Genomic DNA, 15,360 nt, shown 5'->3' with positions numbered 1-15,360 from the left:
ACCTTATTGGCGGCGCATCTCGTTAATACGCACACCTTCTATTTTCATTAACTGTCCACTATGGCCATCAAACTCAAACTCAACCACTTGATTCTGAGCGCCCAGCAGTTTGATCTCATACTCTACATGACCATCCTCACGCTCGACCTCTACTTCTATTACCTCGCCGATATAATTAGCCTCAAGCCAGTCCAAAATGGACTCTAAGGGCACGACATCGCCTCGCTGCACTTCACTGTGCAACGCTTCCCAGGGCTGATCACCAATGGCACTACCGGCCAGTGCAATAGCAAACATCGCGACAACGACGTTAACAGGCAGCGCTTTGTGCAAGCGCATGCGTGGCAGGCGCTGCCAATAACGTGAAAGGGTTCGCGTGAGGGGCATCTTGTTCATCGTACTAGCATGCCAAAAGCAACATGAACGTTAGATGAATGGCTTTGTCAGCTTACGGAAAGAACCGCGGTGCTATAACTGTTTTGCCTTATGACGAATGCTGTCTCATTCAACAGATGACGTCATTCAACAAACCAAGAAGGAATTTGATATGAACGCTATGAAAAAAATGTTGCTGATCCCGACCTCTGCACTGCTGTTCACTGCGGCTGCAGGTAGCGTGCAAGCGGATACATTGCCGGTTGATCAGATTGACAGTGTGCTAACCCATGCCACTGACTATGGGTTCACCCATTATGAAGAGATCAGTATTAAGAGCCGTGGCCGTGCCGAGGTTGAAGGCTGGCTTGATGACGAATGGTACGCCGACATTGAGTTTTCCATCGATAGTGGCGAAACACTGCAAGAAGAGCGAGAGCGTCTAATTACCAGTGCCTGGGGCATGAGTGAAGATGATATTCGCCAAGCACTCGAGGTAGCAAGCCAAGAGGGTATGAGCGAATTTGAAGATATCGACATTGATAAAAGCGGCATGATTGATGTGGAAGGCCGCGATGAAAATGGTCGTGAAATAGAAGTCAGTCTACGCCAAGATTCCTTCCAAGTGAGTAACGTTGACCGCGACTAACTGTATAGCACAATTCAGCATTAACTAACACAAACCATTATGCGGGCCACTTAGGCCCGCTTTTGCTGGCAGCTCATAATGTTTGATACGCCAAATAAGCGCCGTAAGTTACTTTTTTAATTAGCCAGTGGGACATTGCCAGCAACGCGCTGTAATGTGGTACGCATCATCAATAGTTATTGACTGTGTACTTCTGGGAGATGCCTTTGACGCTACCCGCCACCGCAGAAGGCGTAAGCGACCGCCTAGAACATTCGGTATTGCGTGATCTTGCGTGGTTGCTCGCCACGCCTGATTTGATTGAGCTAACGGGGCCGACTACCTATCCAGGCAGGCCAACACGCCAGGAGCTTGGCTTAGTAGATTCAATTGATGACTGGTTGGCGAATCTTTCGTCACTAGTGAGAGCGCTAGATGGCCAACTGGCGACACGCATGGGGCACTACCATGAGCGGCTGTGGCACCTGATGTTAGATAACGCGCCTAACACACGACTGCTCGCCAAAAACCTGCGTATTACCCAGCGGCGCAATACCCTGGGCGAACTGGATATGCTCTATCGAACACGGGACAACCCCAACCCCATCCATTTGGAAGTGGCGATAAAGTTCTATCTTGGCCTACCCGAAGGGCCTGGCGATGCCACCTGCCAAAGCCGCTGGATTGGCCCTGGCGGGCTGGATAGCCTGGCGCTGAAATGTAGCCATCTTCGCCATCATCAGCTACCGATTTCGCGCACTGCCACCGCGCAAGCGATCATCGCCCACTGGCTAGCGCCCAGAGATATAGGCCCCGCTCCACCACTCCATCATCCACTGGCGCAGCGCCTAGCGATGCCCGGCGTACTGTTTTATCCCTGGCACGCAACGTTACCGCCGCCCAGCGGTGCAACGGCCGATCATCGCCGTGGTAAGTGGTGTTATCTAAGGGATTGGCCGCAATTCGCAGCCCAGCGAAGCGAGGCACTGAAAATGGCATGGCTAGAGAAGCCTCACTGGCTAGCACCGCCGCCATTGGCTAGGTTCTACTCTGCCAAGAAACATATGGCAGACGTGACGCCACTCATCCATCGCTACGGGCCGCAGCAAGTAGTGCTATACGACCCGCAGGCTGAGGAAAAGCCGCTTGAGCGACTAGTCATCGTGCCTGATGACTGGCCACGCCAAGTACCGCTACCGCCCCGTACTCGCGATTAAACAACCAGCTCGTTAAACAACCAGCTCGTTAAACAACCACCAAGTTATCGCGATGGATCAGCTCGTGAGCCTCCACGTAACCCAGAATTGCTTCAATCTGGTGGCTCGGTTGGCCCGCTAACTGACGGGCTTCATCCGCGCCGTAGTTCACCAATCCTTTAGCCACGCGTGCGCCCTGTTCATCCACGCACAACACCATATCACCGCGCTTAAAGCTGCCCTGCACTTCACGTACGCCCACCGCCAACAGGCTAGAGCCTTTGCCACGCAGCACATTGACAGCCCCAGCATCCAGCACCAAGGTACCACGCACCTGCAACTGACCTGCCAGCCAGCGCTTGCGCGCAGCGATGGGCGCTTGAGCTGGGCGCAACAGAGTACCCAGCGCCTCGCCCGCCATGATGCGGGAAATAACGTCCGGCTGGCGGCCGCTGGCAATCACCGTGACCGCGCCGGAACGGGCAGCCAATTGTGCAGCACGAATTTTGGTGCTCATGCCGCCGCGTCCCAAGGCGCCTCCACTACCAGCAACAGCGGCTAAGCGCGGGTCGTCGGCACGGCCTTCAGCAATCATTTTAGCATTGGGGTCGTGGCGAGGGTCGGCGTCAAACAGCCCCTCCTGATCGGTGAGCAGCAGCAGTGCATCGGCTTCTAACAGGTTGGCTACCAGCGCGCCAAGCGTATCGTTATCGCCAAAGCGAATCTCGTCGGTGACGACGGTATCGTTTTCGTTGATTACCGGCACCACACGCATCTCAACCAAGGTACGCAGCGCTGATAACGCGTTGAGATAGCGCTTGCGGTTGGAAAGGTCATCGTGGGTGAGCAGAATCTGGGCCGTTAACATATCGTGGCGAGCAAAATGCTGCTCGTAGCACTGGGTGAGACCGTTTTGGCCTACCGCCGCAGCAGCCTGAAGCTCATGAACGGCGCTGGGGCGCGCCTGCCACCCCAGGCGCACCATGCCCGCCGCTACGGCACCCGAGGATACCAGCACAACTTCTTTGCCCTGCTGATGCAGCGTGGCAATCTGGTCGACCCAGCCACCAATGGCCGGCTCATCCAAGCCTCGACCATCGTTGGTGAGCAGCGCGCTACCAATTTTAACCACCACCCGGCGGGCGCTGCTTAACGCCTCACGGCCGGGCAACTGCTCATTGCTTTCCACGTCGCGACTCTCCCAAGCCATTCCGCTCACGCGTTTGATTCCGTTGACCCTGCTGACGTCACCCATTCGACCGACGGATCGGTTACGGGGCGTACTCTACCTCGACATCGTAATCATCATCGTCAAAATCGTCGTCATCTTCATCTTCGTCGTCGCGTTTACGGCGACGGCCAAGACGCGCTTCCGTACGGGCCACTGACTCTTCTTCCATGCGGCGGCGCATTTCCTGCTCGCGGGCATGGGCTTCTTCATCTTCATTTTCCAGGCGCTGCTGCTCTGTCAGCCAGCGATACGCTGCCTGCACCAGCTTGTCAGTGCCGTCGCTGCTGATGGCCGAGATGCGGAATACCGGACCATCCCAGTTCAGCGCTTGGATAATCGCCTCGGCGCGGGCTTCGCGCTCATCTTCCGGCAGCAGGTCAAATTTATTCAGCACTAACCAACGCGGCCGCTCAGAAAGCGCCGGAGAGAACTGGCCTAGCTCGTGAATAATCGCCTGCGCCGCTTCCACGGGGTCAGACTCGTCAAACGGCGCCACATCCACCACGTGGAACAGCAGGCGTGTACGTGTCAGGTGCTTCAAGAAACGTAACCCCAGGCCCGCGCCATCAGAGGCACCCTCGATCAGCCCCGGCACATCGGCCATCACAAAGTGCTCGTGCATCCCCAGCTTCACAACACCCAGGTTAGGCACCAGGGTAGTGAACGGATAGTTCGCCACTTTGGGTTTGGCCGCGGATACCGAACGGATCAGCGTGGACTTGCCCGCATTCGGCATGCCCAGCAGGCCGACGTCAGCCATTACCTTCATTTCCAGGCGCAAGTTGCGGCGATCTCCTTCAGTGCCCGGCGTGGTGCGGCGAGGCGCACGGTTGGTCGAAGATTTAAAGTGAATATTGCCCAACCCACGGCGACCACCTTCGGCCACCAGTACCACCTGACCGATATCGGTGACATCGGCGATGACCTCAAGGGTATCCTCATCGATCACCGTGGTGCCCACCGGCACTTTCACATGCAGGTCTTCACCGGCTTTACCGCTCATCTGGCGGCCCATGCCGCCCTGGCCATTTTCAGCTTTGTAAAAACGCTGAAACTTGAAATCAATCAAGGTATTCAGTGAATCGTCACCAATTAGGTAGACGCTGCCACCATGGCCACCATCGCCACCATCAGGGCCACCTTTGGGCACATATTTTTCGCGGCGAAAGCTCAGACAGCCATTGCCGCCTTTACCTGCCTCAACAATAATCGAGGCTTCATCGACGAACTGCATTGGATTCTCCCGGCCGCTTCCGCCGCCCTAACTGCAATATCCCGCCCATTAATAACAGGCAAAAGGGATCGAAAAGACAAAAAAGCCCCGCCATGGCGGGGCTTTTATTTCGTCATCTTCGCTCTGCGCAACAGCTGTTGCTTAGGCAGAAACGATGCTAACGAATTTACGGTTATTCGGACCTTTGGTCTCGAACTTCACGAAGCCGTCGTTCAAAGCGAACAGCGTGTGATCACGGCCCAGGCCAACGCCAGTGCCTGCGTGGAAACGAGTGCCACGCTGACGAACGATGATGCTACCCGCGCTGGCTGCTTGGCCACCGAAGAGTTTCACACCTAAGCGTTTGGACTCGGAATCACGACCGTTACGCGTGGAGCCGGCTGCCTTTTTATGTGCCATTGCAAAATCCTCCTTAAGGGAATCGACTGCTTACGCAGAAATTCCGGTAATTTTGACTTCAGTGAACCACTGACGGTGGCCCTGACGCTTCATGCTGTGCTTCCGGCGACGGAACTTGATGATCGTTACTTTATCGCCACGGCCGTGGGAAACGATTTCAGCGGACACTTTGGCACCGCTTACTAAAGGCGCGCCAACGTTGACGTCATCGCCGTCTGCAACCAACAGCACTTCATCAAACTCAATCGTTTCGCCGGTAGCGACTTCGATTTTTTCGAGCTTGAGGGTTTGACCTTCTTGAACGCGGTACTGTTTGCCACCGCTTTTAATAACTGCGTACATGTCGCTCTCCGGACTTGTCGTTAATGCCGATTACGCCCCGCGTAACCAACGCTCATCGCCTTCCGCTCTTATCGACCTGCTGCGAGTGGCGCCCCTTTTGGCAGCCATCTGACAGGGAGCATGATGAGTGGGTCGCGAATTATAGCGACTATCGCGGTTTACCACAAGACTACGGGGCATTGTCAATCACACATCGCACTACAAACGTCTATCGCTACCTTGACGCCTCACAGACAGCCCCATAGCATGGCCCCAACTATCCTCCCCCCGCGATGAACGGAACCCATGACAGCCAACGTCTCTCAAACCCCGCCTGCCAGCCCAACGCCTTCACCGCTGCACGCCGTGGTGGCCGATGACTTTGACGCCGTAAACCGCACCATTGTCGCGCAGTTGAATTCCAAGGTGCCGCTGGTGGAAACCATCGGCCAATATATTATTGAAAGCGGCGGCAAGCGCCTGCGCCCGTTACTCGTGCTGCTGGCTGCTCGGTCACTGGGCTATGAGGGCGACAAACACATCACCCTGGCCACGCTGATCGAATTTATGCACACCTCCACGCTGCTGCACGACGACGTGGTCGATGAATCGCACATGCGGCGTGGCAAAAAAACTGCCAACGATGCCTGGGGCAACGCACCATCCGTACTGGTGGGTGACTTCCTCTATTCGCGCTCGTTTCAAATGATGGTGGACGTAGGATCGATGCGCATTATGGCGATTCTGTCCGGCGCGACCTGCGTGATTGCCGAAGGCGAAGTACTGCAGCTCACCAATATCGGTAACCCCAGCATTTCTGAAGCGGATTACTTTGAAACCATTCAAGGTAAAACAGCGATGCTGTTTGAAGCCGCCTCCCACAGCGGTGCCGTGCTTGCCGACGCCACACCTGAGCAAGAGCGCGCCCTGCAGTACTACGGCCGCTATCTAGGCCTCGCTTTCCAGCTCATCGACGACCTGTTGGATTACCAAGGCGATGCCGAGGCCATGGGCAAAAATGTCGGCGACGACCTAGCAGAAGGCAAACCTACCCTACCGCTCATTCATGCCATGGAGCGCGGCACGCCTGAACAAGCCAAGCTAATCCGCCAAGTGATTCGCAAGGGCGGTCTGGAGCAGCTCGACGAGGTGCTTGAGATCATCAATGTCACTGGCGCACTGGAATACACCCGCGCACGGGCCGTTGAGATGGCCGATAAAGCCCTGGCCGAACTCGATGCTCTGCCACCGAGCCCCTATCGAGACAGCATGGCTAGCATCGCTCGATTAGCGGTTGATCGCAAAGCATAAAGTCAGCGCAACAAAGCAACCCAGCGCGAAAAAAGGGACTTGAAAAAAACCCTTCGCCTGCGTATGATTCGCTCCGTTGTTGAGCGCTGCTTAGCGCGCTTTTAATAGCATCGTTGCAACAATATTCGGAATATAGCTCAGCTTGGTAGAGCGCTGCCTTCGGGAGGCAGAGGTCGTAGGTTCGAATCCTGCTATTCCGACCAAGAATTCCAGAAAAAACGGCCACTTAGCTCTTAGAGCAAGTGGCCGTTTTTGCTAATGGCTGCTAGGCCTTTCCGTGAACAACCTAGTGGGTTTACCCAACTAGACCATCCTCCAGACCTTGCGACACTCCAGCCAGAAAGGCCTCTTCAAAGCCCCCTGCCTCTTCAGCAATATTCTCGACAACCGCATCATCACTATACAGGTCAGCAAAGTCGACATATTCAGAGCGTTCAGCTATCTGCTGTGCAATAGCCGGGTCCAGAGAGTCGAATTCCCCCGATGCCATGAACTCGATCACACCTATCATGCTGAGCCACCCTTCCAGAGTCAGAGCTGCAGCTAATGCGCTGTAATCTAAGTCAAGACCTTGAGCAAGCTGATCCATCTCCTGGAGCCCACGCTGCTCGATCAACAACGTGGGGGTACCATCAAGTGCAAAGCCGTTGCGGCTGATAGCCGGGTTATCACTACCGGGGAACAGGGTCAGGCTGTCATGCTCGAAGTCTTCCAAGGCTTCCTTGATGGCAACCACAGCGCGCTGCCCCGACTCCATCAAGGCAGGCTCCACTTCATCGCTGGTCGCCCAGAGCACCGACATGCTATCCAGCGTCTCATCCTCAGACCGGTAGTTGTTCTGATGATGGTAATCGAGGTATAAGTCGGGCCGATACTCCTTGACGACTTCTCTCACCGCCGCCGACTCCGGAGCCTGCTCAGGGTTCTGCTCCTCGTTGGGGTCATAAGTACGATTGAGATCGATGTCATTCGAGTTACGACGCGGGTCGAGCACATCTTCAGCTCCTGCAACCTGCTGCTCCCAGCGGGCAAAGCCGTCCGGATTGACTCGAGGCATGACCACTACGGTTACCTCTTCTCGCAATGCTTTAGCTTCGACACTGTCTCCTGCCAGATAGTCCAGCAGGTACAAAGCCGCCTCGGTTCCCAGTGGCTCGTCCCCATGTTGCTGAGTAGCAATCATCAGCGTCTTGGGTCCACTACCGACTACCGCTTTGTAAAGCGGGTTACCTTCCACGGACTCTCCAACCTGAGAAAGGTCCAGGGATTCGTACTCAGTGTCCAGGCGCTGCAATTCAGCATATAGCTGTTCATTACTGTGAAGGCTCTCCATGACCAGAGACTGCTCGGCACTGTAATTCTCTGCTGATACGTTCTGGCTATAATAGTCGGCAACCGCCAGCTTGGCATTCAAAGCCTCTGTATCAGTGTTTGCCGCGGCCTGTATCACAGCCCCGCGGAGTTCTGCACGACTTAGTTCACCGGCTTCTAACTTGCCAGCCCAGAAGTCATGACCTTCCGTGTCCGCCGCTCTAGCAAACAGCTGCTCATAGAGGTCAGCAACATATTCGCTATCAGATGCCTCTTGCATGTACGTCTGAGCTTCCTTCGAGCTCGCAATTTCAGACAATACGTCCTGAAGTCCATCGCTTTCCAGCCGCTCCTGCCAGAAACCAAACCCCTCGGGGTCTGCCGCACGACCAAGTAGAGAAAAGTAGATTGATTGTACTATTTTACCGCTATCCTGAAGCTCCATAATCATTATTCCTTTAACGGGTCCGGGGCCTTTGTCCACTGCCCTATCCAATATGGGAAGATATCTTGAAGGCTACTCACCCTAGCCTAACTTATTGTTTTAGAAACTTTCTAATGAGATTTCTAATATACCACTTACTTACTTTAGTACTCTTGCTCAAAAACTGCCAACGGGTTCAGGGCATAAGGGAAACACGGCATAAATCCTGCCGCAGCTGCCCAATCCGCTCCGGTGGAGTAAAATCTCGGTTTTGTCCGAAAAGTCGGGGTTACTAACGGTGCCAAAGACGTGGGGTTTGGGCTGTGTTTCTTTCCTTTGACTTCTTTACCAGTCGAGCTAAGGTACGGGTAGTTAGGCTGGCAGTCGTTTTAGCCATTGAGGTCACCTTTTTCTAGGTTCCAAATAGGTTCCAGAGGTTGTAGGTTCGAATCCTGCTATTCCGACCAAGAACACCATAAAAAACGGCCACTTAGCTAACACAGCAAGTGGCCGTTTTTTGTTGTTTGCTTCTCTTCCTACCCTGGTGGGTGAATCAGCCCTATCACGCTGACCAAGATCAGCACGGCTCCCAGTACACGGAAGAACAGCCCGGTGTCTGCTTTTAGCATGTAGCGGTGGGCTTTTTCGCCTAGCAAATGGCCGATAAATGCGCAGGGCAGTAGCCATAGTTGATGAATCAGTTGGAGGTCGACGCCGGCGATGATGAACGACGCCATTTTGATCATCACCAGGATAAACCACAGCACAAACATGGTGTCGCGCAGTTGCTCTTTGGCGACGTGGGTGGCGAACACCGCGACAATCAGCGGCGCGCCAATCAACGAGGTGCCACTGACATAGCCACCGAGAGCAAGCAGCACGATATCGACGTATTTGTTGTTACTTCTAAACGGTTTATTCAGCACATAGCCAATGGCATAAATGATCACAATGCCGAAAATAATGTTGGTCATGATCTGAGAGGGCAGCGTTAACAGCCCCACCACCCCGATCAACTTAGGCACGATCATGATTTTCAGGGCTTTGGTTAAATAGCCCCAGTCGATATTACTTTCCGGCGACTTACCTCCCACACCCGCTTTCTGCACTTGACGATGGCCGTTCCAGGCAATCCAACTGGAAAAAATCAGCAAATGAATGGCCACAATCGGTAGGAAGACCAGCGGTTCGTTGACCACCAGCAGCAGAAAAGGCAGCGCCAGCACGGCTCCACCAAAACCAAGACTGGTGCGAACAAAACCGCTCCAAGCAAAAATAAGCCCGATGAGAAGGTACTGGTACCAGAGTAAATCTGTCATTGCGCGTGCATGGCCTCTAAGAAGATGAGTGGTTGCCTAGCCCCCACCAGCGTGGCAGCAATGCGCGCACCTTGGCCTGGGCAAAACGGTCGTCCATTAATATCACAACCCCTTCATCCTCGGGGCTGCGAATCACCCTTCCAGCGGCCTGCACCACTTTGATCATGCCGGGTATGCGGTAGGTGTAGTCGTCGCCCTGGCCGAAGCGGGTGTTCAGGCGCGCTTTCAGCGCTTCGTTAAAGTCGTTAAACGGCGGCAGGCCTAAGGTGGCAATAAACGCGCCGATTAGTCGCTCGCCAGGCAGGTCGACCCCTTCGGCGAAAGCACCGCCCAGCACTGCAAAGCCGATTCCCTTACCACCCGGGGTAAAGCGCGCCAGAAAGGCGTCGCGCTCGGCTTCCTGCATTCCACGGGTTTGGGCAAACATCGGCACGCTGGGATGTGCGTGCTGAAACTGCGTCATCACCTGCTCCAGATAAGCAAAGCTACTAAAAAACGCCAGATAGTGGCCAGGTTGACGCTGATACTGGTCGGCCAGGACTTCCACAATAGGCGCCACAGAGGCCTCACGGTGATGATAGCGAGTGGAAATATCGGCGCGAATACGCACTTCCAACTGGCGGGCGGCAAACGGTGAGGCCACTTCCCGCCACACACTGCTTTCCGGTAACCCGAGTAAATCTCGGTAGTAGTGAAACGGGGTCAGCGTGGCCGAAAACAACACTGCGCTGCTGGCAGCCTTGAAGCGTGCCGCCAGAAAATCCGCCGGAATAACATTGCGCAGCCCTAGCACTGCGTCGCCTCGGCCATAACTGGCAAGGTCGCAAAGTGAGTGGTCACCAAACCGCTCCGCCAAACGGCAGAAGGTCAATGCGTCAAACAGCAGCTCTTGAAGCTCAATGCTTGAAGCGTCGGGGTGCTCAACCAAATAATCGGTGATCGCGCCAGCCAAGGTTTGCATCGCGGCCACCAGTTTGTTGGGCAGCGCATCAAGTAAATGGTAACGCTGTGACGCCGCTGCATCGGTGGTGACTTCCTTCGTTAGCGCCTGCCACTGCCTACCGACACGGGCTAGCGGTTTAGCAAGCGCGGGAGGTGAGCGGCGACGCAGGCGGCTCAAGCGCTGCTGGGAAAGCTCGGCACTGTACATGCCCCGCGCTCGCTCAACTAAGTTGTGCGCTTCATCTATCAGCAGGCCTACCCGCCAGTCGTTGGCTTGGGCCAAACCATGCAGCAGCGCATGGCTATCAAACCAGTGATTCACATCGCCCACGACCACGTCGGCCCAGCGGGCTAGTTCCTGGCCTAGATAATACGGGCACACACTGTGGGCAAGCGCCACCTCTCGCAGTCCGTCACGATCTAGCCAGCGACGTGCCACCGCGGCTTGGCGAGCGGCCGGCAAGCGGTCATAAAAACCTGCTGCTAACGGGCAAGCATCGCCTTGGCAAGCGGTGCCTGGGTACTCGCAGGCTTTTTGTCTGGCCACCAGTTCCAACACCCGCAGCGGCGATGCGAGCGCAGACGCCGTGGAGGAAGATGAAGTAGGCGGTGATGAACTGGAGGTAACAAGACGCGCCAGCGCATCCAGCGCCACACGGCGGCCTGGGGTTTTCATGGTCAGAAAGGCCAGCCTATCCAGCTGCTGACGGGGCATTGCAGTCAGCATCGGAAATAGCGTGCCAAGGGTTTTGCCAATGCCGGTAGGGGCTTGGGCCAGTAGGCACCGCCCGGTGCTGGCGGCTTTATAGACATCTTCCGCCAACGTGCGCTGCCCAGGGCGAAAATCAGGATAGGGAAACGTCAGCGTCGCCAGCCACTCATCGCGGCGCTGGCGATGGGCAGACTCCTGCTCTGCCCAGGCCAAAAAGCGTTGGCAGTGATCGGTAAAAAACGCTTGCAACTCGGTGGCGCTAGCGTCGTGGGTAAGCAGTGTTTCCTGGCCGCTGCTAATCTCCAGATACACTAACACCAGCGTGACCCGCTCAAGGCAGCGCTCGGCACACAGCAGCGCGCCGTATACTTTCACCTGCGCCCAGTGCAACGCACGCTGATTGGCCGCCATGCGATCTAGATTGCCACGATAGGTTTTGACCTCTTCCAAACGGTTAGCGCTGGGGTCAAAGCCGTCAGCGCGGCCCGCCACGCGAAGCCCCTGATACTCACCGGAAAGCGGCAGTTCGGCCAAGTAATCCTCGCCCCGGCGGCTAGCCACTAACCCATGTCCTTCGATACCTTCCTGAGCGCTGGGTGCTGGCGTAAAGCGATGATCAAGGTCGCCCTCCCGTGCGGTAAAGTCACAGAGCGTGCGCACCGCTACCCGGTAACGGCTCATTCGGCATCTTCTCGTTCAGGCCCTTCTGGTTGAAACCCTTCTGGTTCAGATGCTGGCTGCCAGCGCACATGACATACTTCAACGGGCATACCATGGCGGCAAAAGAAGCCGATCCAGCGGCGTTGGTTATCTTGTAGACGATCCCCCGGCCCTTTCACTTCTATCATTTTGTAGCGTGGCTCGCCGGGCGGTGCATCCGGCATCAACTGAATCAGGTCAGGTAAACCTGCACGGTTATGCTTAAGGTCATCTAATAGCCGCATAAAACAGGCACGCAAATGGGCAGGCGGCAAGCACTTAAGCGCAAGCGTTAACAGCTCTTCACTGACGACTCCCCAGTGAACAAAGGGCGAGGCGATGCCCTGTTTGGCGTGCCAGGTGCGCAGTATCGTGTCCTGATAGCGGCCGTCATCCAACTGGGCCAGGCAGGCGGTGATATCGACTTGCCGCTGAGCGACAAAATCCTCGCGGTATAAATCCGCAGGCCCGCTGTGAAACGGGTGAAAAAACGCGCCTGGCAGCGGTTTAAAAATGGCTGGCCAGAGCAGTAAGCCAAATAGCCCCGTCAGCAGGCCATTTTCAACGTAATACACCGGCGCGTTAGGGGTCGCCATGTCGTCAGCAACGGCACGCTCAACTGGCTGAGGGCCAGGTAAATGTAGCACATAGGTAGGCGCCTGGGCCGCTTGTTGATCAGCCCAAGCAGAATGATCAACCTGTTGGGGTAATTTGCGTGCTAAACGCGGCAGCAGCCGCATAAGCGCTTGGCTCTCGCCTTCATTTGGCTGCGCGTCCAGCGCGCTGATCGTGAGTTCATAAGCGTCTGAATAACGGCCTAAACGCTCTAACACGCGCAGTCTGCGAATACGCGCATCGCTGTTATTGGCGTCAGCGTAAAGTGTTAACGCTAACTCTGCGTCGCCGCCGCGCTCAGCCTCGCGGCCAATGGCAAGCAGCAACCGCGCCCGCCGAGAAGCTAACCAACGATTGCTGGAAGCTGGTGGCACTTCGATGGCAAGCACTTGCGGCAGCTCGCCGTCGTCCAAGCGTTCGCGCAAGCGGTGCAGCGTTAAGTAAGTAGACACGTCAGAGCGGCTTTGGAAGGCACGTGATTCCGCGCTAAACGGTACTTGCTCAAAGCGCTGCAGGCCCAACTCCGTTAGCACGAACTCTGCCCAGTCCTGGCGCAGATTGCCGAAAAACATCAGCCGAAGTCGATCACACAGCGCCATCACCGTTAGCCGCACAATCTGCGTCGTCGCCGTTGGCCACCACTGTTGAAGGGGGGCGGACTCTTCTAGCGACTCTTCCAGTGCTGCTTGAAGCGCAGCTTTCGTGCTGTTGCGGGCTAGACCGGCGTTGGTGATCTCGCCTGCCAATGCCTGGCGCAGTTCACTCAGTCGCAACAGGCGAAATAGCTCGCGACTGCTTAACTGCGGGGCATTGTCTACCCAACCAAGGACGACCAACGGCGCCAAGGCCTGCTCGGCGTCACCGATTTCCGCATAGCTCAGTTTATCCAGACGAAATAATTCCCCTTTACGCATCACCATGCGCACCAACAGCGCCTGGGAGGCTTGGGGTAACGTCTCAAAATGACTAATAGCGTCGCGTTCAGCAGCACTTAATAGATCGTAGTGGCGGGCTTCCACCCACGCCAACACGTAACGAAAGTTCGTTAGATAGTAGAAAGGGTCGTCTAAGGAGGCGGTCGCTGACGCGACAGGAGCACTGTTCATCTATCCATTGTAACAGTGCTTGATGAAGCAGGTTAACCCACCCGGTGCTGATAAAGTACGTCCAGTGCATCGTCATCAGCAGCAGAGGATGACGCCTTTGATTGGGCAACGGGTTTGCGGCCGCCCACCAGCACATACCATTCCGCTTCTGTTAGGTAGTATTGGCACCAGCGGCTTAAGCCAGCGGCCACATCATCGCGAATTCGTTCGCCGCTACGGAAAGCCTGGGCGAGATGTAACAAGTCCTGGCGAGCAGTGCGAGCACGGGCGTTACCGCCGTGCACTTTAGAAAGTGGGCAGCGTCGATCATAGGCCGCGTTGGTTAATGCATTTAACCAACGTTCCAATTCATGCGCCTGAATACCGCCGTAAACTGCCACACTGCACTCCATGCTGAATGATGATTGAAATTTAATGAGCTCCGCCCATTAGCACTGGCGAAAAAGGGCGTTAGATTGCCCGATTGTGGTGCAACTGTCATCTTCGGGGTATTTCTGGCCACCCCCAGACATAGCCTAAACCAAGACGTAACGCCCTATGCCTGTACTATACCTGCTAATCGAACGAAATGATTTGTAAACGTTAGTAATTCATTAGTGTCTCTTTCGCTTTGTGTTTAAGCGACGCCAACACTTTAGACTCATGCCACTCTGGGCGATAAACAATGCCAAAACCAAACGACAACGCAGGCATAAAAGGCAGCACTTTGACATGGTCGTGGCGCGACAGCTGATCTTGCGCAGTAATCGGGTTCATTACCGTGACACCAACCTCATTAGCTACCAGCGCGCTAATCGTGCCGATATTAGCTTCCGTTTTACCTGAAATTTTAACCCCGTGCTCGGCGACAAGTTCCAGCAGTGGATTCGTGCTGACACTTGGCTGGTTGCTGATCACTAAATGTTGACCACGCAAATCACTGACTTCAACAACATCATGCGAGGCTAGTTCAAGCTTGTCAGGCACCAGCGCCACGGCTTCTGTCACCAGCAGTGTTTCTGTTAAGAGTTGAGGAGACGTCGCTGGCAATGTGATAAAGCCGATATCCGCATGGCTTGATTCCACCGCCGTTTGTACATCGTGGCTCGACATCATATCCAGACTAATACTTATCCGGCTGTTTTCAGCCAGTAACGCAGCGACTACCTGGGGCACAAAGCCAAAACATAGCCCGGGAATAGCGGCAATTCTCAAGCGTGATGTGCCGAACTCCTTAAGCGCCAACACACTATGGCGTAGCTCTTCAATATTCCCCATCAGCCTGAGAATCTCATCGTACAGCTCGCGTGCCTCAGGCGTTGCTAGCAAGCGGTTTTTTTCACGTAGAAAGAGCTGAATCCCCAGGTTCTCTTCAAGCTGCGCCAGCGAACGGCTCACTCCCGATTGCGTCATGCCAAGCAGGCGTGCCGTCCCTGAAGCGCTACCTACTTCATACAGTGTCTTGAAAGTTGCTAATGCTTTCAACGAGTTAATGGTGACTTCAGGCATGACTTTTACTCATTGATATTCGAAAAACGATCATATATTGAAATATAGT

Annotated in this window: 14 protein-coding genes and 1 tRNA gene; 4 read left to right on the top strand and 11 right to left on the bottom strand. The window is 55.2% G+C overall.

The window, feature by feature from the left end; all coding sequences use genetic code 11:
- Positions 1 to 3 precede the first annotated feature (3 nt).
- On the bottom strand, positions 4 to 339 hold the full coding sequence (locus NF683_RS08560; RefSeq protein ID WP_051626550.1) for a PepSY domain-containing protein: 336 nt from the start codon (positions 337 to 339) through the stop codon (positions 4 to 6).
- Positions 340 to 547: 208 nt separating this feature from the next.
- Between NF683_RS08560 and NF683_RS08555 the strand changes: the two genes are divergently transcribed.
- Together NF683_RS08555 and NF683_RS08550 are read left to right on the top strand one after the other, a co-directional pair.
- The gene (locus tag NF683_RS08555) at positions 548 to 1,024 is read left to right on the top strand and encodes a PepSY domain-containing protein (protein ID WP_253921743.1); all 477 of its coding nucleotides are present in this window, start codon (positions 548 to 550) and stop codon (positions 1,022 to 1,024) included.
- Positions 1,025 to 1,230: 206 nt separating this feature from the next.
- Positions 1,231 to 2,220 (top strand): DUF1853 family protein, encoded by a 990-nt coding sequence (locus NF683_RS08550; RefSeq protein ID WP_253921742.1) that lies wholly within the window; start codon positions 1,231 to 1,233, stop codon positions 2,218 to 2,220.
- 28 nt (positions 2,221 to 2,248) lie between these two features.
- Here NF683_RS08550 and proB read toward each other — a convergent pair whose 3' ends face one another.
- The 4 genes from proB to rplU all read right to left on the bottom strand — a co-directional run bounded on the left by proB (position 2,249) and on the right by rplU (position 5,405).
- Positions 2,249 to 3,409, bottom strand: coding sequence for a glutamate 5-kinase (gene proB, locus NF683_RS08545; protein ID WP_253921892.1), 1,161 nt, complete (start codon positions 3,407 to 3,409; stop codon positions 2,249 to 2,251).
- A gap of 61 nt (positions 3,410 to 3,470) precedes the next feature.
- The gene (gene cgtA, locus NF683_RS08540) at positions 3,471 to 4,664 is read right to left on the bottom strand and encodes an Obg family GTPase CgtA (RefSeq protein ID WP_089039956.1); all 1,194 of its coding nucleotides are present in this window, start codon (positions 4,662 to 4,664) and stop codon (positions 3,471 to 3,473) included.
- Positions 4,665 to 4,805: 141 nt separating this feature from the next.
- The gene (gene rpmA / locus NF683_RS08535) at positions 4,806 to 5,063 is read right to left on the bottom strand and encodes a 50S ribosomal protein L27 (RefSeq protein ID WP_009097313.1); all 258 of its coding nucleotides are present in this window, start codon (positions 5,061 to 5,063) and stop codon (positions 4,806 to 4,808) included.
- Positions 5,064 to 5,093: 30 nt separating this feature from the next.
- A complete protein-coding gene (rplU, locus tag NF683_RS08530; RefSeq protein WP_009723801.1) occupies positions 5,094 to 5,405 on the bottom strand; it encodes a 50S ribosomal protein L21 in 312 nt (103 codons plus the stop codon).
- A 285-nt stretch (positions 5,406 to 5,690) separates the two neighbouring features.
- Between rplU and ispB the strand changes: the two genes are divergently transcribed.
- A complete protein-coding gene (gene ispB / locus NF683_RS08525; protein WP_253921741.1) occupies positions 5,691 to 6,695 on the top strand; it encodes an octaprenyl diphosphate synthase in 1,005 nt (334 codons plus the stop codon).
- Between the two features lie 126 nt (positions 6,696 to 6,821).
- Positions 6,822 to 6,898, top strand: a tRNA-Pro gene (locus NF683_RS08520).
- Positions 6,899 to 6,990: 92 nt separating this feature from the next.
- On the opposite strand, the gene NF683_RS08515 is transcribed toward NF683_RS08520, so the two are convergent.
- From NF683_RS08515 to NF683_RS08490, 6 genes are all read right to left on the bottom strand, one after another.
- On the bottom strand, positions 6,991 to 8,451 hold the full coding sequence (locus NF683_RS08515; protein WP_253921740.1) for a M14 family zinc carboxypeptidase: 1,461 nt from the start codon (positions 8,449 to 8,451) through the stop codon (positions 6,991 to 6,993).
- Positions 8,452 to 8,966: 515 nt separating this feature from the next.
- Positions 8,967 to 9,749 (bottom strand): sulfite exporter TauE/SafE family protein, encoded by a 783-nt coding sequence (locus NF683_RS08510; RefSeq protein WP_253921739.1) that lies wholly within the window; start codon positions 9,747 to 9,749, stop codon positions 8,967 to 8,969.
- Positions 9,750 to 9,765: 16 nt separating this feature from the next.
- Positions 9,766 to 12,084, bottom strand: coding sequence for an ATP-dependent DNA helicase (locus NF683_RS08505; RefSeq protein ID WP_253921738.1), 2,319 nt, complete (start codon positions 12,082 to 12,084; stop codon positions 9,766 to 9,768).
- Positions 12,081 to 13,823 carry a VRR-NUC domain-containing protein gene (locus NF683_RS08500; RefSeq protein ID WP_253921737.1) on the bottom strand — a complete coding sequence of 581 codons (1,743 nt, stop codon included), beginning with the start codon at positions 13,821 to 13,823 and terminating at the stop codon, positions 12,081 to 12,083. Before NF683_RS08500 ends, NF683_RS08505 begins: the two co-directional genes overlap by 4 nt.
- 32 nt (positions 13,824 to 13,855) lie before the next feature.
- Positions 13,856 to 14,203, bottom strand: coding sequence for a hypothetical protein (locus NF683_RS08495; RefSeq protein WP_253921736.1), 348 nt, complete (start codon positions 14,201 to 14,203; stop codon positions 13,856 to 13,858).
- Positions 14,204 to 14,405: 202 nt separating this feature from the next.
- The gene (locus NF683_RS08490; protein ID WP_089039962.1) at positions 14,406 to 15,311 is read right to left on the bottom strand and encodes a LysR family transcriptional regulator; all 906 of its coding nucleotides are present in this window, start codon (positions 15,309 to 15,311) and stop codon (positions 14,406 to 14,408) included.
- Between the last annotated feature and the right edge of the window lie 49 nt (positions 15,312 to 15,360).

Source organism: Halomonas sp. MS1 (assembly GCF_024182575.1).
Taxonomy (GTDB): Bacteria; Pseudomonadota; Gammaproteobacteria; order Pseudomonadales; family Halomonadaceae; genus Vreelandella.
Note: the sequence above shows the minus strand (reverse complement) of the source record. Positions and strands in the feature narration are given on the sequence as shown.